14 protein-coding genes and 2 pseudogenes are annotated in these 20,437 nt (G+C 73.0%); 10 read left to right on the top strand and 6 right to left on the bottom strand.

The window, feature by feature from the left end:
* Positions 1-100: 100 nt before the first annotated feature.
* Both AB0P06_RS26750 and AB0P06_RS26745 read right to left on the bottom strand, forming a co-directional pair.
* A complete protein-coding gene (locus AB0P06_RS26750; RefSeq protein ID WP_363611570.1) occupies positions 101-571 on the bottom strand; it encodes a DUF4279 domain-containing protein in 471 nt (156 codons plus the stop codon).
* A 390-nt stretch (positions 572-961) separates the two neighbouring features.
* Positions 962-1,324 (bottom strand): hypothetical protein, encoded by a 363-nt coding sequence (locus tag AB0P06_RS26745; RefSeq protein ID WP_363611568.1) that lies wholly within the window; start codon positions 1,322-1,324, stop codon positions 962-964.
* 211 nt (positions 1,325-1,535) lie between these two features.
* Between AB0P06_RS26745 and AB0P06_RS26740 the strand changes: the two genes are divergently transcribed.
* Positions 1,536-2,657, top strand: coding sequence for a hypothetical protein (locus AB0P06_RS26740; RefSeq protein WP_363611566.1), 1,122 nt, complete (start codon positions 1,536-1,538; stop codon positions 2,655-2,657).
* Positions 2,658-3,895: 1,238 nt separating this feature from the next.
* Here AB0P06_RS26740 and AB0P06_RS26735 read toward each other — a convergent pair.
* Positions 3,896-4,345, bottom strand: coding sequence for a hypothetical protein (locus AB0P06_RS26735; RefSeq protein ID WP_363611565.1), 450 nt, complete (start codon positions 4,343-4,345; stop codon positions 3,896-3,898).
* A 525-nt stretch (positions 4,346-4,870) separates the two neighbouring features.
* On the opposite strand from AB0P06_RS26735, the pseudogene AB0P06_RS26730 reads away from it, so the two are divergent.
* Positions 4,871-5,098, top strand: a pseudogene (locus AB0P06_RS26730) (transposase); the annotation flags it as partial.
* Between the two features lie 95 nt (positions 5,099-5,193).
* Positions 5,194-6,177, top strand: a pseudogene (locus tag AB0P06_RS26725) (FAD-dependent oxidoreductase); the annotation flags it as partial.
* A gap of 437 nt (positions 6,178-6,614) precedes the next feature.
* Here the strand turns inward: AB0P06_RS26725 and AB0P06_RS26720 are convergent.
* Together AB0P06_RS26720 and AB0P06_RS26715 are read right to left on the bottom strand one after the other, a co-directional pair.
* A complete protein-coding gene (locus AB0P06_RS26720) occupies positions 6,615-7,778 on the bottom strand; it encodes an ATP-binding protein (RefSeq protein ID WP_363611564.1) in 1,164 nt (387 codons plus the stop codon).
* Positions 7,779-8,093: 315 nt separating this feature from the next.
* Entirely contained in the window at positions 8,094-9,728 is a 1,635-nt protein-coding gene (locus AB0P06_RS26715) for an ABC-F family ATP-binding cassette domain-containing protein (RefSeq protein WP_363611562.1), read from the bottom strand.
* Between the two features lie 495 nt (positions 9,729-10,223).
* On the opposite strand from AB0P06_RS26715, the gene AB0P06_RS26710 reads away from it, so the two are divergent.
* The 5 genes from AB0P06_RS26710 to AB0P06_RS26690 all read left to right on the top strand — a co-directional run bounded on the left by AB0P06_RS26710 (position 10,224) and on the right by AB0P06_RS26690 (position 15,218).
* The gene (locus tag AB0P06_RS26710; RefSeq protein ID WP_363611560.1) at positions 10,224-10,889 is read left to right on the top strand and encodes a TetR/AcrR family transcriptional regulator; all 666 of its coding nucleotides are present in this window, start codon (positions 10,224-10,226) and stop codon (positions 10,887-10,889) included.
* A 79-nt stretch (positions 10,890-10,968) separates the two neighbouring features.
* Entirely contained in the window at positions 10,969-12,642 is a 1,674-nt protein-coding gene (locus tag AB0P06_RS26705) for an MFS transporter (protein WP_363611558.1), read from the top strand.
* A gap of 124 nt (positions 12,643-12,766) precedes the next feature.
* A complete protein-coding gene (locus AB0P06_RS26700; protein WP_363611556.1) occupies positions 12,767-13,099 on the top strand; it encodes a DUF6204 family protein in 333 nt (110 codons plus the stop codon).
* A gap of 64 nt (positions 13,100-13,163) precedes the next feature.
* Entirely contained in the window at positions 13,164-13,715 is a 552-nt protein-coding gene (locus AB0P06_RS26695; RefSeq protein ID WP_363611554.1) for a DUF2087 domain-containing protein, read from the top strand.
* Between the two features lie 582 nt (positions 13,716-14,297).
* The gene (locus AB0P06_RS26690; protein WP_363611552.1) at positions 14,298-15,218 is read left to right on the top strand and encodes a cupin domain-containing protein; all 921 of its coding nucleotides are present in this window, start codon (positions 14,298-14,300) and stop codon (positions 15,216-15,218) included.
* A gap of 165 nt (positions 15,219-15,383) precedes the next feature.
* On the opposite strand, the gene AB0P06_RS26685 is transcribed toward AB0P06_RS26690, so the two are convergent.
* Positions 15,384-15,515: a hypothetical protein gene (locus tag AB0P06_RS26685; RefSeq protein WP_363611550.1), complete on the bottom strand. Its 132-nt coding sequence runs from the start codon at positions 15,513-15,515 to the stop codon at positions 15,384-15,386.
* 248 nt (positions 15,516-15,763) lie between these two features.
* On the opposite strand from AB0P06_RS26685, the gene AB0P06_RS26680 reads away from it, so the two are divergent.
* Both AB0P06_RS26680 and AB0P06_RS26675 read left to right on the top strand, forming a co-directional pair.
* Positions 15,764-19,117 (top strand): lantibiotic dehydratase, encoded by a 3,354-nt coding sequence (locus AB0P06_RS26680; protein WP_363611548.1) that lies wholly within the window; start codon positions 15,764-15,766, stop codon positions 19,115-19,117.
* Positions 19,114-20,409, top strand: coding sequence for a lanthionine synthetase LanC family protein (locus AB0P06_RS26675; RefSeq protein ID WP_363611546.1), 1,296 nt, complete (start codon positions 19,114-19,116; stop codon positions 20,407-20,409). The genes AB0P06_RS26680 and AB0P06_RS26675 overlap by 4 nt, the downstream gene beginning before the upstream one ends.
* Positions 20,410-20,437 lie beyond the last annotated feature (28 nt).

Here is a 20,437-nt window from a genome sequence, read left to right as displayed (position 1 = left end):
CTGCCGAGTACGAAGCCGCCTACTACAGCCAACAGCAGCCAAACCTGCAGGTCACAGCAACAATCTAGAGTCTCTGCAGAACCCGCAGCGGTTCACATGCTCAGCTGTCATCCTCGCCTGGGGTCATGTCGTACTCGTCCACGTCGAGCTCGGCGTCGACTGCGGTGAGGAAGTCCAGGACATCGCGCTCAAGATGCCAGCCGAAGAGGTTGGGTGAGTCGGGAGCGTCCGGGCGGCTGGGCGATTCGTCGTGGTCGGTGTCGTTGAAGTGGCGCACGACCTGCAGGACTGCCCCGCCGCCGTCGGCGGCCAGTTGGCCCACGAGCTCGGCTATGCAAGCCGCGTGGGGCTGGAGTCTGTCGAGGATACGGGCGATCTGTTCGTCGACGCGCAGGTCTGGCTCCCGACAGACGACCTTCCAGCGGTGGCTGACAGGAATCGTCCTTGGCTCGGTGGAGCGGCTGCCGCGGACGGACACCTCGTCAGGAGTGATGCCCAGTTGCGAGGTCATCTCGTCGGCGGAGACGTGCTGGCTGAACAAGGCGAAGTAGGCGTACTGACGGAGAGGCATCCGGGGATGATAGCGGTGCGCGCACTGCGCCCAGCGGGATTTATGCAGGTGGTCCTGGGGCCGGCGTCACGCGACTTCGGCCTCGCCTGAGCAGTCCCCTTCGCGGCAGCTTTGGCCGCGTGGGACCATCCGGTCATCCGCCTGATCGCCGATGGGACCACAGCCACCTCACGCTTGGTGCTCGTGAACGAACTCGAAACCGATGACGGACGCGCCTTCGAGCTGGACAGCCCACTGTTCTTGGCGGATGGCGATCGGGTCAGCTTCGAGGCCAGCAACCTCGTCGTCGCTCGCGCGAACGGTGAACGAATCCGGCCCGTTGGCTCCTGGTCCACACGCTGCCGGATCAGTTATTACCGCCCGGCCACCCTCTTGAGCTCGATGTCGGGCTCAAGAGGGTGGCCGCAGCCACCGATGCGCTGCGGCAAGATTCACCTCGACGTCATCGCTCCATGAGCAAACCTCCAGCCACGACAGGTAGCCGTCCTGCGCGAAGACCAGGACCTCGCCAGGGCACTCGCCGGACTCGGTGAAGAGCTGTGCATCAGCCGCTACCACAGTGCCGGAGCCGGTCGGTGCGGGCTCCACCTCGCTGGTGTCGAGTTCGAAATAGGCGGTACCGCACCCGCATGTGCAACGGGATATCACGCTGAGTTGTGGAACCTGCTGTCGAAGCGCAACGTGAACTGGCTCGTCCGTGCTCAGGACGAGCTCAAGCACGTCGGCTACGTCATCAGGCAGGCTCTCGGTCATGCCGTCACCGTAGCTGACCAGCGCCTTCTGGCTCCGGCCACTCCCGGCTCGTTGACCGTGTGTCGGCAACGGGTGAAACGAGGTTCTGGCTCAACTTCCGTGCCCTGCAAGCGCTGAGTGACGGTTGCTGTGCCTCATGCTGTCCTGGAAAACCAATTGGCTGGCCGCTGCCGAGCTGCGATGATGCCTCCGTTTCCCAGACGGAGGACATTTGTTTGTTTTTTTGTGTGCGGGGTGCGGCGCTGAGTTGACCAGTCCGTTGTCCCAGGTCGCACTGCCGGTCCACGCCCATCAGAAGTACGGGAACGGGATCCAGCTCCCGGTACTCATGGAGTCGGGCACCTTCGCCGTGGACTCGGAGCCCTGGGGGCCGCCGTGGCGGATGTGGGACGAGATCCATCCGGACGAGGCGGCCGCCCGCGGTGTCTACGCGCCGGTCTACGCCTTGTCCGACGGTGCGCCGGGCGCGATCGTCATCGCGCCCGGCGACGCCCACGGAACCGTGCTTATCCCAGAGAATCGCGGAGGCGGCTACTGTTGCGGCCTTGACGGGGCCGACGGCCCCAACGTGGCCTGCGTGGAGTGCGCCCTGCCCGTGGCGAGCCGGATCGACGACTGCTCGCTCTGGCAAGCGATGTGGCTCAGCCCGAACGCCGTTCGCCGCCTTCCCGTCGACGACACCGACGCGGCACCGCTCTCCTGGACGGAGCTGATGGCGAACGGGAAGGGCACACCCCCGTTCGAGCCGATTGCCACGTGGGGGTCGCGGATGCGGGCAGGTCACTGGTCGAACCACTGGTGGTCGTGGAGCCCACAGTGGGAGGCGGCGGCAGGCCGGGCACTCGCCCACCTGTTGCTGGCATCGGAGGGCTGGCCGGTGACGGTTCCGGACGGCTTGGTCGGAGAGGTGTTCCAACGCGCCCTCGACGCCCTGCTGCCCGCAGGTCCGCTGGCGCGGCGCGCCGTTCTGGCCGGACCGGGACGGCCGGCTCCTCGCGAGGACGCCGACATCCTCCTCGTGCCATCCCATCCGCAGACGGGGGAGGTCTGGACCCCAGCCGACACTGCGGCCTACCTGGTGCCGTTGCCGTTCGGGGTGTGGCTGTGGCTAGTCTTCCCCGAGCCGGACCTGCCCGTCCCCGCGTCGGGCGGCCTACCCGACGGCGTCCTCCGCGACGACTTCGACCCGCCCGCGCCGCGCCCCCATCACATGTTCCGGGCCGACTGGGAAGTGTTCCGGCGCACCCTGGTTCGACTGCCGGCCGTCCGCAGCCCGTGGCTGCGCGAGATCCTCGATGGCCTCGTACAGCACAATCGCGCAGGTATCTTCTAGCTCGCGACCTGGTCACCGGTCGACCAGGCCCTGCCGAGTCGAGCCGTGGCTGACGGCGCGGTACAGATTTACGTCATTCAGCGTGTCCCCATCACGGAAGTCGAGCCAGAACCACTTCAGGTGAACGACGCCGGGGGCGCTCGAACGGCCAGGGCCAGGTCGGTGCCCGCGGGGCAGCCACCGATGACCTCTGGTCGGCACATCAGCATCTTCAGCTTCAAAGCGGCCACGGCCAGCCAACCACCCCCGGCCTCCGCTACCTTCCGTGAGCGAGTACCCGCGGCATTGGCCAACTAGCGCTGCCCAAAGTGGCCAACCATCACTGCCAACGCACTCCACCACCCGCGCAGAGCACGCGTCGACTGGCCAACTATCCCTGCCAGTCACAGTTGCTGTGACCGGAACCGATAGGTGGCGGTTGGAACCGCTGACTGACGCCTCCCCGCTCTCGCTACGTTGAGTGACCTGTGCCGAAGCCCGATAACTGTCACATCGGCACGCGAACTCTCACCACGATCGTCTCCGGGGCCGGCCGAGCTGAGCCGGGACGCGATATGTGGAACCTGGCCAGGCAAATTGCAACCGAGGAGACGAAGCGGGCGCTGGTACCCGATCAGGCCGCCTTGTCGGTCCCGCGTTGTACGGTTCCTCGCGTCGGGCCGGACGGAGATCGCGAGGGACTCGCGGCCATGGGGGGTGGGTGTGGAAGGTCCCCGGCATCCAGCTCGGGACTGGAATGGGATCCATGTCCCCGCCCCCACATACAGCACACAGCCACCGTCGGCTCGTAGATGGGTTGCAGAGCCAGGCCATCTGGTGCCGACAGGCGCGTCCCGTGGGCCACGAAACGCCGGCTCCCGATGTTCTTCCGGTTCCAGCTGTCGTGTCCCGGCTCACGAGCACGACAGGAGGACACGGGCTGTGACCGCAGGCACTCACCGCCCGACCGGTGCCCCCTGCGTCCGCCGACGCGACGCCGACGGCTGCGGGCCGGTTGTCCGGAGTTCGCGGCGGAGGCCGCCACCGGGATGTTCCGGTGGCGGCCTCCTGGTGGTGGGTGAGGTCAGCCGATGCGGATGAGTCCGGTCGAAATCTGTCGCCGAGCCTGGCCGGCAACCGCTGCCGTGCCATGCGCTCCGAGCCCACCATGGCCCGATGCCTGCGCCCCGGGGAGCCCGTCGGGAAACCGGCACCGGGAGCCTGCCGGTGCCGCGCGCCGCCGGTGGAAGCGACCGGCGTCAGGACGCGGCCGCGCGCGCCGCCTCCAACTCGGCCACCAGCCGCTTGACCCGCCTGTTGGTCCCGCCCGAGCCGTGGCCCGCCAGCATGTGCAGCTGGTCCGTCCCGCCGGAGGCCAGCACCAGCTCCGGGACGTCGGACGAGTAGACCGTGCCCTCCAGGACGGCCACCCGCACCTCCCGGATGTCCGCCCACACGTAGGAGCGCGCCCTGAGCAGCCCGGAGTACTTGACCCCGGCCAGCCCGTAGGAGACGCCGAACACCGGCGCGCGGAACGTCAGCACCGCACCCGGGACGCCGAGGATCAGGACCGGGATCAGGTGTTCCACCCCGCGCGCGGCCCTCTTCGTCGCCAAGCCCGTCGCCATCACCACGGCGATCAGCAGGCACACACCGCCCAGCAGGAAGTAGGTGAGCGACCAGGCCGTGCGCCTCTTCCGCTTCCGCATGTCCGTGTCCCCTTTCCGCGGCGCGCGGCACCGTCCGGGGTCCGGGGAGGCCGCCACCGCCTGTGGACCAGCATACGAACGGTGGCCGCACCACGGAGGGGCAGGGCACCGGCGCGACCCGCAACCCCCTCGTCGTCCTGCCCCGGCCCTGTCCGCCGCCTACGCCGTCGCGCCGGCCGTCGTCGTGACTCAGCCCCTCGCCGAGGTCGTTGGCACGGTCGCCTACGTTCATCTCGTCCCCCGCCTCACCGCCGGGCCCGCCGGGCCCGACACCGGTCAACCGGTGACGGAAACGCCCAGCACCCGGCGAAGGTGACAAGTAGCGCGAACCGCTGGTGACAACCATCGTGTGCGGCTCCGTCGGTTCCGACCACGTCAGCCGGTACGCCGGTGGCAACTAGGGCCGCATCAGGCAACGTTCGCCCCGCGATGTGTCGTCCGGTTGCTGCGCCGGGCGGCGCCGGGCGGTCAGAATGATCACGTGGCTGAACGCGTGCAGGTCCGTGAGATCGATGACGACGAGCGTGGGCGGCGGCGAACAACATCGAGATCGCCTACACCCCGACCAACAGCTCCTGGCTCAACCGGATCGAGGCCCAGTTCACCGCCCTGCGCTACTTCGCCCTCGACGGCACAGACCACTCCAGCCACAAGGCCCAGGGCAGCATGATCCGCCGCTACATCATCTGGCGAAACAAGCACGCCGCCGACGAACGTCTACGCGAAGTTGTCACCAGGGCGAACGTTGCCTGATACGGCACTAGGCAGTGTCGCGGTCGGCCGGGTTCCCGGCCGGGATCCCGGTCAGCAGCCCGGCCAGCCCGGCGATCGTGAGGCCGACACGACCTGTACGGCGTGAACCCACCGTTGAGGTGCGGCGAGGCTGCCGGGTGCGCGCCCTCACCTTCGGGGAGGGCCGCCCTGTCCGGGTCACCGGCGTGCGGGTGGGCGCGGAAACGCACCGGGCGGACCTCGTCGTCGACGCGTCCGGTCGTCGCTCGCCGGTTCCCGCCTGGCTGACTGCGGCCGGCTGCCGCCCGCCCGTGGTCGACAGCCACCACGCCGGGATCGCCTATCTGTGCCGCTGGTACCGCCTGCGTGCCGACGGCCCGCGTGACCCCGGGCGGGTGAAGAACGGCTCGGCCGTACCGTTCGCGCTCGCCGGCGTCTTCCCCTCCGACAACGACACCTTCGCGGTGAACCTGGTGCTCTCCACCGGTGATCCGACCCGCGGCGCGCTCACCGACCCGGCCGCCCGCCGCTTCCCCGCCACCGCGGCCTGGCTCGACCTGGCCCCCGAACCACAGTCGGCCGTCCTGGCGCTAGCCGGCCTGGACAACCGCTGGACCGCCCTCGCCGACGATGCCGGACCTGTCGTCACCGGCCTGGTCAACGCCGGGGACAGCCTGATCCACACCAACCCCACCCTGGGCCATGGCGCGGCCCTCGGCCTGCGCGCCGCCCAGCACATCGCCACCCATGTCGACCAGATCGCCGCGGACCCCACCGGCTACCACACCTGGACGACAAAGGCCTTCCGCCCGTGGTTCGACGCGCGGGTGGCGGCCGACCGCGTCAACGAGCAACGCCTCGCCGAGAGCTCACCACTCTCGGACCAGCGGGCTGCCGCCCTCGCCGCCTGCGCCTTCGACGACCCCGTCGTCATGCGAGCCCGAGCCCAGGTGCGCCATCTCCTGCGACCGGCCGACGACGCCTACGGCACCGCCGAAGTGGACCGACACGTCACCGCCTGGCTGGCTACCCACCCGGACTTCTCGCCCGAACACGACGGCCCGACCCGAGATCAGTGGGACGCACTCGTCCCAGGCTGAGCGCTTGCCCGGCACCTGGCACAGCAGATCGACGCAGCCATCCGGTCACAGTTGACTGTGACCGCCGCCAGTGATTGGCCACGGCACCGGCGGACAACACTGAGCGGCTGTGACCCAGCATGCCAACTGCCGCGTCAGCAGGGCATCTGTCGCCCTGAGGTGACGCGGAGTGTGGCGTCATGAGCCGTGACACGACAGTTGGCACTTGGCCACGAGGACCGAAACCGCCGTCTGCTCTGTGGCGGGGGTGACCTCAGCCGGTTGTTTCCTGGTGCGGTCGGGTAGCCGGGTCACGGCAGCGTGACCCGGCTACCCGACCACGGAAATCTGGACGGATTGGACCGGCTGCACGGCTTCTGATCCCTGGTCGAGCACCCGCGTGCTGCCGACGGCCCTGCCGGCCCGTTTCCGGAATCGGCAGGGCGTTCTGTTGCCGGTCAGTCCCGGCGGGCGGCCCGGACGATCCGGTCGATGACGGCTGCGGCCTGTTCCGGGTGCCCCTCCAGCCAGCTGCCAAGGTGTTCTTGCACGGCCTGTCCGACGCAGGCGCGCGCTGCGACGCTGCCCAGCCGGTCACGGATGGCGCCCTCGAACTCGGGATGGTCCAGCTTCACCGACACGACCGCCGTCAGGCCCTCGCCGATCCGGTCCGTGCTGAGATCGGGGTCCGCCGCTGTCAGCAGACGCCGCTCGCGCGCGTACGCGTTGACCGCGGCCGCGACCCCGTCGCGGAAGCCCGCCTCGTGCATGCCGCCGCCGGGGGTGGGCCGGCAGTTGGCGAAGCTCCGGACCCGCTCCTCTCGGGAGCGGGTCCATCGCAAGGCCACCTCCACCGTCCCGGCCATCCGCGGATCCTCCCGTCCGAAGTCGATGACGTGCGGGTGAACGGGTGCCCCCGCCTGCTCGTCGAGGAAGGCGACGAAGTCCCGTGCCCCGCCCGGGAACCGGAACCGCACCGAGCGGGACTCGACCGGGCGGCGCTCGTCGGTCAGCGAGATGTCCAGGTCCCGGTTCAGGAAGGCCAGTTCCCTGAAGCGCTCCGCCAGCCCGTCGAACGAGCACTCCGCCGTCCCGAAGATGTCGGCGTCGGGCCAGAAGGCGATGGTGGTCCCGCTTCCGGTCGCCGGCCCCGCATGAGTGGGTGGGGTGAGCGCGACGCCGCGTGAGTACTCCTGGACCCAGCGGATCCCCTCGCGCCGCACCTCGGCCGTCAGCCTGCTCGACAGGGCGTTGGTGACGAAGGGGCCCATGCCGTAGCCGAACGCCACGTCGTGGCGGCCACCGGGCTTCGCCCCGGCGTGCATGCGGGTCAGCAGGGTTACGAGGCCGGGGTCGCCGACGTCCCGGGCGTCCTCGATGGGGACGCCCGGCCCGTCGTCGGTGACACGCACACCGCCGTCGGGTGTGAGAGTGATGTCGACGCAGCCGGCGCGGCCGGCCAGGACCTCGTTCACCGCCCGGTCGGCGACCTCGAACACCAGATGCCACAGGCCGCGTTCACCGGTCGAGCCGACGTACATTCCGGGCCGCTTCCGAACGGCTTCCGTCCCCTCCAGCACCTGGATGTGGCTGGCGTCGTACCTGATGGCTTCGTCACTCACGATATCCCCTCCGACGGTGTCCGGCAGAACTCCCCCAGCCTAGGCGAATCCCAGGAAAACACCAGGTCAGGACATGTTTGCCGAAGGCGTGGGCGGGTGCGTGAGCGCCTGTCCGGAGTCGGTCGGCCCCGAGGTCGCGCACGGCCGCCGGATCGCGGCCGCGGGCCCGGCGAAGCCGCGTACGACACCGTTCCCGGCGGCCCCGAGGTCCCCGATTTCGTCAGTTCGCGCGTCCGCCCGAGGTGCCACGTCCACCGGCTTCACCGCCGAACCACCGCGACTTCGTGCCGGCCGGCCGCGTCACACGCCGGCGGCTCACACCGCGGGGGCTCCCGTCTCCTTCAGTGTCCCGTCGGCCAGCCGCAGCCAGCGGTTGACCCCGATCTCGGCGAGGAACCGCTCGTCGTGACTGACCACCAGGAAGGCGCCCCGGTAGGAGTTCAGGGCACTCTCCAGCTGGCCCGCGCCGACCAGGTCGAGGTTGTTGGTCGGCTCGTCGAGCAGCAGCAGGTGCGGGGCCGGCTCCGCGCACAGCACGCAGGCCAGGGTGGCGCGCAGCCGTTCGCCGCCGGAGAGCACCCCGACCGGCAGGTGGGCCCGGGCGCCGCGGAAGAGGAAGCGGGCGAGCAGGTTCATCCGCTCCGCCTCGGGCCGCTCGGGGGCGAACGCGGCGAAGTTCTCCGCCACGGTGCGGTCGAGGTCCAGCAGGTCCAGGCGCTGCGAGAGGTGGGCGATCCGGCCGTCGTTGCGCTTGATCTCCCCGCCGTCCGGGGTGAGGTCGCCGGTGACCAGACGCAGCAGGGTGCTCTTCCCGGCGCCGTTGGGCCCGGTCAGCGCGATGCGCTCGGGCCCGCGGATGCTCAGGTCGACGCCGCCGTCGGCGAACACGGGTCGGCCGGCGTGGCGGACCTGCAGGCCCTCGCCGAGGAAGAGGTTGCGCCCGGCGGGCACCTGGGTGTCGGGCAGGTCCAGGGCGAGGCGCTGCTCCTCGCGCAGGGCGCGCCCGGCCTCGTCGAGCCGGGCCCTGGCGTCGCCGACCCGGGTGGCGTGCATCTGGCCGGCCCGGCCCGCGGACTCCTGCGCGCCGCGCTTCATGGTGCCGGCGAAGATGCGGGGCAGGCCGGCGTTCTTGAGGTTGCGGGCGGCGTTGCTCGCGCGGCGCTCGGCGCGTTCGCGGGCCTGCTGCATCTCCCGCTTCTCCCGCCTCAGTTCCTGCTCGGCGTTGCGGACGTTCTTCTCGGCGACCTCCTGTTCGGCCCGCACCGCCTCCTCGTACATGGTGAAGTTTCCTCCGTGGAAGCGCAGTTCGCCGTTGCCGAGTTCGGCGATGTGGTGCATGCGGTCGAGCAGCGCGCGGTCGTGGCTGACCAGCAGCAGGCAGCCGTTGAAGTCCGCCAGCGCGTCGTAGAGCTTGTGCCGGGCCTCCGCGTCGAGGTTGTTGGTCGGCTCGTCGAGCAGCAACACGTCCGGGCGCTTGAGCAGTTGGGCGGCGAGGCCGAGGGAGACGATCTGGCCGCCGCTGAGCGTGCTCAGGCTGCGGTCCAGGGCGAGGCCGGCCAGGCCGAGACGGTCGAGCTGGGCCCGGGTGCGCTCCTCGATGTCCCAGTCGTCGCCGATGGTGGTGAAGTGCCGCTCGTCGACGTCCCCCGACTCCACGGCGTCGATGGCCCGGACGATCCCGGCGATGTCGAGCACCTCGGCGACGGTGAGGTCCGTGGTCAGGGGGAGGCTCTGGCGGAGGTGACCGAGCCTGCCGGTGACCGCCAACGAGCCGCTGGCGGGCTTGAGTTCGCCGGCGATCAGCTTGAGCAGGGTGCTCTTGCCGGAGCCGTTGGGGGCGACCAGCCCGGTCCGGCCGACGGGCACGGTGAAGGACAGGTCGCGGAAGACCGGGGTGTCGTCGGGCCAGGCGAAGGAGACGTTCGAGCAGACGACGGCAGCGTCGGACATGGAAGTGACCTCGAAGGGACTGAGGGCAGGCGTGAACTTCTGCCCCGGGCAGACATGGGAAAGGGGTACGACGAAACGGACCACCTCGGCGGCGCTCCTGAAGCACCGGCGGTGGCCGTCAGATCCGGATCTCACCCGGAGATGTCGTCGTCACCCGCCACGTCTGCCACTCCTCGATCACACGACTACAGGTCACGTCCAGCGTAGCAGGCACAGCGTGCCGTCGGGAGGTCGGACGGGCAGGCGCATGACGGGACGTCGATCGACAACTGCCCGCTCCGCGCAACCTCTTCGGGTCCTCGTTGACAGTCCGGGGAGCGCACGGACCACGGCGGGAAGTCGAAGCGGAGGGGCGTGGGCACGCTCGTTCGGGCGGATGGCCGGTATGACCGGTCGCCCGGGAGGTGGTCGGCCACCGGGGAAATACGTTTCAGATACAGCTCTGTATTGAGATACGGTTCTGTATCTGACAGGCCGTAAGAGGAGGCGCCCACCATGTCCAAACGACTCACCCGGCAGGAGAGCCGGGAACTCACCCGCGATCAGCTCCTGTGTGCCGCAACCGAATTGTTCGCCGAGGTCGGGGTCAGCGGGACGTCGGTCGAGCAGATCGTCGAGCGCGCCGGCTACACCCGCGGCGCGTTCTACGGCAACTTCGAGGGCAAGCACGAACTCGTCCTGGCCCTGCTCGAACAGCGGACCCAGCACGAGCTGGAGGAGGTCCAGGCCATGACCCTCCGGGCCGACTCCTTCGACGAGACGATCGAGCACCTGCGGGCCTGGCACCGCGAGCGCGACCGGAACCTCGCCGGCTGGCTCGCCCTGCGCACCGAGCTCTGGCTCTACGGCCTGCGCGACCCGAAGCTGCTGCCGGTGCTGGCGGACCGGGAGCGGCGCTCCCGCGCGGCGTTCGCCCAGGCGCTGGAGCAGGGCTTCGCGGCCCGCTCGGTGACGCCGCCCGCGCCGGTCGAACTCCTGGCCCTCATCCTGCACTCCCTGGACGACGGACTGTCCATCCAGCGCGTGCTCTCCCCCGCCGACACCGGTACCGACACGGTCGTCGACGTGGTGGACCTCCTGATGCGGTCGTGGACCTCCCTCGCCCGGAACGCCGCGACCGCCGCCCCGGACTCCACCCCGGACTCCACCCCGGCACCGTGACCGGGGCGCCCGACGCACCCGTCCGAGGTCCGGCCGCACCCGGCCGCCTCCCGACCGACCAGGAAACCGGAGAAGACCCATGAGCGAGGCAGGGCAAGCGGAGCGCCCGGTCCAGACCGGCCGACCCGTCTCACCCGACGCTCCCGCGCCCGACCCCAGGCGGTGGCTCGCGCTCACCGTCCTGCTGGTCGCGACCTTCATGGACCTGCTCGACGTCAACATCGTCACCGTGGCGATCCCGAGCATCCAGCAGGACCTCGGCGCCTCCGCCGTGGCCCTCCAGGCGATGACCGCCGGCTACACGCTGAGCTTCGCCGTCATCCTGATCACCGGCGGGCGGCTCGGTGACATCTTCGGCCGGAAGCGGATGTTCCTGACCGGCGTCGCCGGGTTCATCGCGGCGTCCGCGCTGTGCACGGTCGCCCAGAACTCGGAGATGCTCGTCGGCTCCCGGATCCTGCAGGGGTTCGCCGCCGCGATCATGGTGCCGCAGGTGCTGGCGATCATCCACGTCACCTTCGCGCCCCAGGAGATCGGCCGGGTCGTCAGCCTCTACGCCGGCATGATCGGCCTGGCCATCGTCGCCGGCCCGATCCTGGGCGGTGTCCTGGTCGACTGGAGCCCGCTGGGCCTCGGCTGGCGGAGCATCTTCGTGGTCAACCTCCCGGTCGGCCTGGCCGCGCTGGCCGGCGCCTGGGCGTGGATGCGCGAATCGAAGTCACCGCACGCGATGCGGCTGGATCCCGTCGGCATGGTGCTGGCGATCATCGGGCTGCTGCTGCTGATGCTGCCGCTCATGCTCGGGCGCGAGCTCGACTGGCCCGTGTGGAGCGTCGTCTCGCTCGTCGCCGCCGTTCCGGTCATCGTGCTGTTCGTCTGCTACGAGCGCCACAAGACCCGCAAGGACGGCTCGCCGCTGGTCGTCCTCTCGCTGTTCAAGGTCCGCGCGTTCGGCGCCGGCATCGGCACCCAGCTGCTCTTCAGCTGCGTACCGGCGGGGTTCTTCCTCAGCTGGACGCTGTATCTGCAGGGCGGCCTCGGCTGGTCCGCGCTGCACACCGGCCTGACCGCGATCCCGTTCTCGCTCGGCGTCCCGATCGTCGGCACCATCGCCGTGCGCACGCTGTTCCCCCGGTACGGGCGGTACTGCCTGATGGCCGGCTCGCTGATGATGACGGCCGGCGTCGCCTCGTACGCCTGGGTGGCGCAGCATCTGGGCACGGGCATCACCTCCTGGCACGCCGCGCCGTCCATGCTGCTGCTCGGCTCGGGCATGGGCCTGCTGATGGCCCCGCTCACCGGCCTGATCCTCCGTGAGGTCAAGCCGCAGGAGGCGGGCGCCGCGTCCGGCATCATCAACGCCACCGGCCAGCTCGGCGCCGCGCTGGGTGTCGCCGTCATCGGCGGGATCTTCTTCTCCGCCCTGGCGGGCAACGTCGGGGCGCAGGCCGACCGCGTCGTGCCGACCGTCCAGGCGGTCTCCGTCCAGCAGGCCGACGGCATCCGGGCCTGCGCGACCGACTCGCTCGGCCAGGACGACCTCACGGCGGTTCCGGCCAGTTGCACCGCGCTCGCCGCGACCAGCGACCGGGGCAGCCAGGACGCGATCGGCGGCGCGCTCGACGAGATCCGTGCCAGGACCTTCGTCGCCACCTACAGCGAGGCGCTGTACTGGGCGGCCGGCGGTCTGGCCGTGGTCACCTGTCTGCTGTTCCTGCTGCCGCACCGGCCCCACCGACCGGCCGAGGCGTGATCCACGGCAGCCCGACTGCCGCCACCGCCCCAACTTCCGCCCGGCAGCGCCCGATTGGTTCACGCCACCGGCGACCGCCGTGGCGCCGGGTGCCGCTCGAATCCCTGTCTGGAGATCCGCGCTCATGAGCCGAAAGACCTACCAGGTCATCACCCAGGGCAAGTTCGCCCCGCTCGACGACGAGCAGCGCGCCGCCCTGCTCGCCCAGGCCGACGAACACGACCTGATGAAGGCCAGGTTCACCGAGGAGGGCACCGTCACCTACGACCGGGCCCTGCTGACGTTCACCTTCCGCGTCCTCGTCCCGGCCACCCCCGAGGACAAGCCCGAGACCGTCCTGGAGAAGGCGGAGAAGCTCACCGCCGAGGCCGTCCGCAGGCTGGGGGCCGGCTTCCGCGACCTCAAATCGAGGTCGACCGACCTCGACAGCATCAAGATCAAGCGGAAGGGACGCTGATCCGGCCGCCGGGTGCCGGGCCGTCCAGGCCGCCGGCACCCGGCAGCAGGAAGCGAACAGACTGATGACACCTGAAGAACTCACCCTTGTCCTGTCCGACCCCACCCTGCGGCGCGTGTTCGCCGCGGTCGCCCTGGGCTCGGAGACCTCCTCGGAGATCCTCGGCGCCTCGGGGCTCGCCACTCCGGAGGCCGCCAAGGCCATCGGGCAGCTCGTCCGGGCCGGAGTGCTCACCCAGGGGCGCGGCCGGCTCACCCTGGACGGCGACGCCCTCGCCACGGCGGCCGCGACCGCGGCGGCCCGGCAGGAGGAGCAGGCCGCCGCCGAGCAGCCCGACCCGCGCCTGCGCGGCTTCGTGCGCGGCGATGTCCTGGTCAGGCTGCCGGAGGAGGGCGACGAGGCCCGCCCTGCGGTGCTGCGGCACGTGGCGGAGACGGCCTTCGAGCGCGCGGAGGAGTACGACGAGCGCACGGTGACCGACCGGCTGGAGCCGTGGTGCGCGGACGGCGCGCCGGATGCCGTCTCCCTGCGGCGCAGCCTCGTCGACGCCGGGGCCCTTCAGCGCGACGCCGGCCGCTACCGGCTCGCCACGCCGGTGGACGGTACCCAGCCATGAGCCAACGGGTCCTGCGTGAACCCCCCGCAGGCAGGACCCGTCGTCACCCCTCCGAGGTCTCCCGCCGACTCCGCCGCCGACTCCGCTCAGGCCGCGCCGGGCCGTCGCGGCCGGCCGTTCCTCCCGGCAACCGGTGGACCACCCGGTCCACGCCAAGGCCGGTCCCCGCGGATGTGATGTTCCCCACGCGTGCCCGGATCGACCGGAGCGTGCGTTCGGGGCGGCGCCGGCGCCGGCCGGCCGGTCGGGGGTGGTGCCGGGGGCGGCGGCCGGTGCGGGCCCGCGCCGGGAGCGGGCCAGGTCCGCCCTTCCGGACCGCGCTGACCAGCGAGGACCGTGATCCGGCCGGCGGCCGGGGGTGCCGGTGGCCGTCGACGGCGTGACCGCCAGCCGCCCGGTCGGGGCGGCGATCCGTCCTGAGGGCGGGTTCGGCGGGTGGTGCGCGCCGACCGTCCCGATGTGGCGTGAAGCCGACCGGTCCCGGTCGGGCGGCGAACCGGTCGGTGAACCGATTCCCGGTGTTCACCCGTAGGTTATCCAGCGGTCAGCAGGTGGTGGGCCGCCGAATGGAGGGAATGGACGATGACACGAGTACTGGCCGGTCTGGTGGGGGACACGGCGGCCTTCGCCAGGATGCTGGAGGAACGCCGGCCGGAGGTGTTCCGCACCGCCGAGTGGCCGCCCGGGCTGCCCCGGCCGAGCGAGTTGGACGCCGTGCTGTGGGGCGGCCTGCTGCGGGTGCCGTACGTCGAGATGGTCAAGGCCGGCGCGGTCGTCCCGGCCGCGGAGTTCTGCACGGTCCGGACGGTGGCCGGGCGCCGGGAGGACGGCTTCGCCGATCCGGTCCGGATCGCCGCCCTGCTGGCCGAGGGCGCCTCGCTGCTGCTGCCGCAGCTGGACCAGTGGCACGCGCCCGTGCGCGCGCTGGCCGCCGACATCGCGGTCGAACTGGGCCGCAGGACCGAGGCGTTCTGCTTCGCCACGGGTGCCGGCCAACGCGGGCTGGACGTGCACCGGGACGACGCGGACGTGCTGGTCGTGCAGCTCGCCGGGGAGAAGGAGTGGACGGTCCACGAGTCCCCCGCCGACGGGCGCTGGCGCCCGGGGCTGGCCCCGGAGCCCGGGGCGGTGGCGCTCAGCACGGTGCTCCGGCCCGGTGAGGTGCTGTACGTGCCGCGTGGTGCCCCGCACAGCGCGACGGGCCGTCAGGGGCTCTCGGTGCACCTCTCGTTCACCGTCCGGGAGGTGGGCACCGGACAGCTGCGCGGCGCCGTCGGCGAGTGGCTGGCCGGCGGCGGCTGGGCGGACGGACTGCCGGAGCGCCCGGCGACCACGGCGGAGCTGCTGGCCACGGCCGCCGAGGTGCTCCGGCTGGGCCGCGCCCGGCTGGCCGGGCTGACCCCGGAGGAACTGCTGCGGCTGGCCCGGGGACCGCTGCCCGGGCCGGTGGCGGACGACGGTCCGGCCGCGGCGGGCCGGGGACCGCTGGCCGCCGGCGGCTGAGCGGACGGCCGGGAACGGCGGAGCGGAACGGCAGAGCAGAACGGCAGAGGGCACCGGCGATCCGCCGGTGCCCTCTGGCCTGCCTGGACGCGCAAGGGCGCGGCCGCCCGGACCGAATGAACGGTCCGGGCAACCGCGCCCTCCGGTACCGGTGCTGCCTCTGGATCAGATGCAGTACGGGCGGGTGCAGGACCCCTCACAGGAGATGCTGATGACAGCCTCCTCCTGCTCGCCGATCTCGGCCGAGACCAGGTCCTGCACGTCGAGGTCGAACAGCTCCTGCATGTCGGTGGCCATGGGGGCCTCCCTTCGTCAGTGCCGCGACTGACCGCGGCGAACTGATGCGGACGCTAGGCACTCGTGCATGGGTCCGACAATGACTGCGCACAGATGAATAGACAAATTCAGCCAACTATTGACAGCCCTCGATCAACAGTAGACAGCTTTCGATCTCCGGGATAGACACGACCCGACCCGCCGTCAGGGGCGCGACCCACGCCCGCACCACGGCGGTGACGGCATCGGCACGCGGCACGAGGAGCACGGTGGGCGAGACGCACGGAACGCGGCAGGACGGACCCTTCACCGCGACCGGCCCGGTCCTGCTGCGGACACCGGCGCTGCCGCGCTCGCAGCGCCGCACGGTCCCGGCCGGCCCCGAGCACCCGGCCGGCCCGGCACACTCGCCGACGCCGGGGCCCGACGGCGCCGCGCTGCGGGCCCTCCTCGCCGAGGCCGTCGCCGACCCGGCCCTGCGGGAGGCCATCGAGGTCTCCAGCCCCTCCCTGGCCGACCTGCTCGACCAGACCGCCGCCGGCGCCACGCCCCGCCCCGCCGCCCTGCGCCGGGCGGCCGAGGCGGTCAGCCGCTACCGGCTGCGGATGGCCACCCGGCCGACCCCGTTCGGACTGATGGCCGCCGTCGCACCGGCCCGGTTCGACGCGGCGGCCAAGGTCCGCTGGGACGGGGCGGACCGCCGCGTCTTCCGGCCCGACCTCGGCTGGCTGCTCCCCCTGCTGGACCGGCTGCGGACCGACCCGGCGGTGCTGCCCGGGCTGCGGCTGGCCGTGGACCAGCAGGCCCGCCTGCGCGGTGACCGGCTGGTCCTGCCCTACCTGCCCGAGGGCCGGCCCCGCGCCGGCGCCGAGGCGCAGCCGGTCGCCGAGCGGACCGTCCGGGCCACCGCCGTGGTCCGGGCCGCGGTCGAGGCCGCCGCCGAACCGGTCCGGCACGCCGAACTGCTCGCCGCGCTGGCCGCCGAGTTCCCGGCGGCCCCGGCCGAGGCGGTCGCGGCGCTGGTCCGCTCGCTGGTCGGACAGGGCTTCCTGCTCACCGACCTGACGCCCCCGCCGGACAGCACCGACCTGCTGGGCCATGTCCTCGACCGGCTGCCCGCCGGCCACCCGGTGCACGCCGAACTCGCCGCCGTCCGGGACGTGCTGACGCGAGCCGCCGCCCTGCCGCGCGGACGGGCCACCGGCCTGCTGCGCGAGGCCCGGGCCCGGATGACCCGGCTCGCCCCGGCGGACCGCCCGCTCCACGCGGACCTCGCGCTGGACGCCGAGGTGGTCCTGCCGAACCAGGTCCGCACCGAGCTGGAGCAGGCCGCCGCGGTCCTCTGGCGGCTGTCGCCGCCGACCACCGCACCCGAGCATCTGCGCTCGTACCACGTGGAGTTCATCGAGCGGTACGGGACGGACAGCCCCGTCCCGCTGGCCGAACTGCTCGACCCCGACACCGGCCTGGGGCCGCCGGCCGGCTACCGGCGCCCGGCCGGCGGGCGCGGCTCGGCCAACCCGCAGCCGTCCCGCGCCCGTACCGACGCCGACGCGGCCCGCGACCGGCTGCTGGCCGAACTGGCGGCGGGCGCCCTCGCCGACCGGGGGCCGGACGGCCTGCTGCCCGAAGTGGTCCTGGACGACGACCTGCTGGCCCGGCTGACGCCGCCGCGCGACGGGACGGACGGCGCCGCCGACACCCCTCCCGCCTCCCTGGAGCTGTACGCCGAACTGGCGGCGGACTCCGTCGAGGCGCTGGACGCCGGGGACTTCCGACTCGTGCTCTCCCCGGTGGCCGGCAGCGACCGCGCCGGGGCCACCTTCGGCCGCTTCGCCACCCTGGTCGCGGGTGCGCCGGGTGCGGGTGCGCCGGCGGACGACCCGGCCCTCGCCGGTGCGGCGCTGCTGGCCGAGGCCGCCGGGGCCGGCGACGACGACGCGCTCGAAGCGCACCTGGAGTTCACCCCGTACCGTCCGCGCCACGCCAACATCGCGCTGACCCCGCGCTGGCTCGACCACCGGGTGGTGGTCAGCGCCTTCGCCGACCCGGGCGGCCCCGCCGTGCTGCCGCTGGACGACCTGGTCGTGCTGGCCGATCCCGAGCGGCTCGCGGTGTACTCCCGCCGCCTCGGCCGGGAGGTCAGGGCCACCACCCATCACGCGCTCAACCTGCGCAGCGGCGCGCCCAACGCGGCCCGCTTCCTTCAGGAGGTGACGCTGACCGGGCAGCGGCCCTGGCAGCCCTGGGACTGGGGCGCGGCGAGCAGCACGCCGGCGCTGCCCCGGGTCCGCCGGGGCCGGGTGGTGCTGGCCCCGGCCGCCTGGCGGCTGACCGCGCCCGTCCCCGCCGCCTCGGCCCCGTTCGAGCAGTGGGCCGAGGGGCTGGCCCGCTGGCGCCGCCGCTGGGGGGTGCCGGCCGCCGTCCGGCTGGTCAGCGGCGACCAGCGAATCAGCCTGGACCTCGACCTCCCGTGGCACCAGCAGCTGCTGCACAGCCAGGCGCGCTCCGCCGGGCCCACCGTGCTCCAGGAGGAACTCGCCCCCGTCGGCGACGGCGGCTGGCTGCGCGGGCCGGACGGCGCGCGGACCGCCGAGCTGGTGGTCCCGCTGCGCCGCAGGGCGACCCCGCCGGCGGCGGCCCGGCCCCGCCGCCCGCTGCCCGCCCGGCACCACCGGACCGTCGAACTGCCCGGCGGCTCCTGGCTGTTCGCCCGGCTGGTGGCCACCGAGGCGCGTCAGGACGAGATCCTGGCCGACCACCTGCCCCGGCTGGTCGGCACGCTGCCGGGCGAGGTGGACCGCTGGTTCTTCATCCGCTACCAGGACCCGGCACCGCATCTGCGGCTGCGCTTCCACGGCGCACCGCAGGCCCTCGCCAGGGACCTGCTGCCCGCGCTGCACGACTGGGTGCTGGAACTGCGCCGGGCCGGGCTCGCCGCCGACCTGCGCCTGGAGAGCTACGCCCCGGAGACCGACCGCTACGGCGGCGCCGAGGTGCTCGCGGACGCCGAACGGGTCTTCCACGCCGACAGTCTGGTCGCGCTCGCCGCGCTGCGGCTGGCCCGGGCCGAACGCGGGCTCTCCCGGGAGCTGCTGGCCGCCGTGAACATCGCCGGCACCGCGCAGGCCTTCCTGGCCGGCCTCGGTGGGCCGCCGGCGGACCGTCCTGCCGCCGACACCGACACCGTCGCCGACGCCGGGTCACGTGGTCCCGGAGCCGGACCCCGGCCCCCGGCAGGCGCACCCGGCGGACCGTCGGCCGGCGCGTGGCTGGCCGCGGTGTACCCGAAGTCGCACGAGCACCACCAGGCGTTCCGGGCCCTGCGCGCGGCCGCGTTGCGGGCGATCGGCCCCGACGGGCCGACCGCCCCGGCCGGAGGCCTGCTGCCCGCCGATCCCGCGCTGCTCGCGGCCTGGCAGCAGCGGGCGGCCGAACTCGCGCGGTACGCGGCCCGGTTGGACCCGCCGTCGGTCGACCCGGTGCTGGCCTCGCTGCTGCACATGGGCCACAACCGGCTGGTCGGGATCGACCGCGAGGCCGAGCGCCGGGCCTACGCGCTGGCCAGAGGAGCCGTCGAGGCCCACCGGGCCCGCCGGTCGAGCCCGAGGGAGGCACGATGAATGCGACGGAGACCGTGCGCGCGGTGACCGAGCTGCTCAGCAGGCCCGACGCGGCCGAGCCGCCGGGCGGCCCGGCCGCCGACGGCGGGCCCGGCGGCTCGCCGCAGGGCGCGGCGCACGCGCTCGGCTCCGGTCGCAGCGGTGCCGCGCTCGCGCTCGCCGTCCTGGGCGAGGACGACGCCGGGCTGCGCCGCGCCGCACACGGGCACCTCGCCGCCGCCGTGCGGTCCCCCGGGGCGATGCGGGGCGGCGGGCTCTACTCCGGTGCCGCCGCGATCGCCTTCGCCGCCCGCACCATGGCCCGGCGCCCCGACGAGTACCGCACGCTGCTCGACGGGCTGGTGCCCCGGGTCCGGCAGGCCGCCGCCGGCCGCACCGCGGGGCTCCGCGCCGACCTGGCCGCCGGCGCGGGCCTGCGCGCGCACACCTTCGACACCGTCTCGGGCGCGGCGGGCCTCGGCCGGCTGCTGCTCGCACTGGAGCCGCACGGACCGGCGCTGGCCGACCTGCTCACCGCGCTGGTCGAACTGGCCGGGCCGGGCGACGGCGTGCTGCCGCGCTGGTGGACCGCCGGCGGACCGGGGCTGCCCGGCGCGGATCCGGAGCACCCCCGGGGCCATCTCAACCTCGGTCTGGCACACGGGGTTCCGGGACCGCTCGCGCTGCTGGCGCTGGCCCGGCTGCACGGCGCACGCGTGCCCGGCCAGGACGAGGCGATCGAGGCGCTGGCGGGCTGGCTCGCCGCCCGGCGGGTCCCCACCCGCCCCGGCACCGGCGGCCCCGGTACCGCCCACGCCGACACCGCCCACCCCGGCACCGGCGGTTCCTGGCCGATGACCGTGCGCGTCGAGGACGAGGAGGCCGGCCGGCTGCCCGCCGACCCGCCGACCCGGGCGGCCTGGTGCTACGGAACCCCCGGTGCGGCCCGCGCGCTCTTCCTGGCGGGCACCGCCCTGGGCCGCTCCGACTGGCGGGCCACCGCCGTCGCGGCCCTGGCCGACACGCTGCGCGACCCGTCCGGCTGGAATCTCGACGGTCCCGGCCTCTGCCACGGCACCGGCGGCCTGCTGCGGATCGCGCAGCGCATGGCCGAGGAGTTCGGATCCGCCGAGCTGGCCGCACACCTGCCCGCGCTCGCCGCCGCGGTCGCGGCCGGGCTCGACACCGCGCTCGGTGCCGACGGGCCGTCCGGCCTGCTGGAGGGGACGGCGGGCGCGGCCCTCGCCCTGCACGCCCACGCCCGTGCCGGCGACACCGGCCAGGAATGGGACGCTTTCCTGCTGATCTGCTGATGATCTGCCGGTCCGCCGCACCGGCCGG

It is taken from the genome of Kitasatospora sp. NPDC088351, from assembly GCF_040685575.1.
Taxonomy (GTDB): domain Bacteria; phylum Actinomycetota; class Actinomycetes; order Streptomycetales; family Streptomycetaceae; genus Kitasatospora.
Note: the sequence above shows the minus strand (reverse complement) of the source record. Positions and strands in the feature narration are given on the sequence as shown.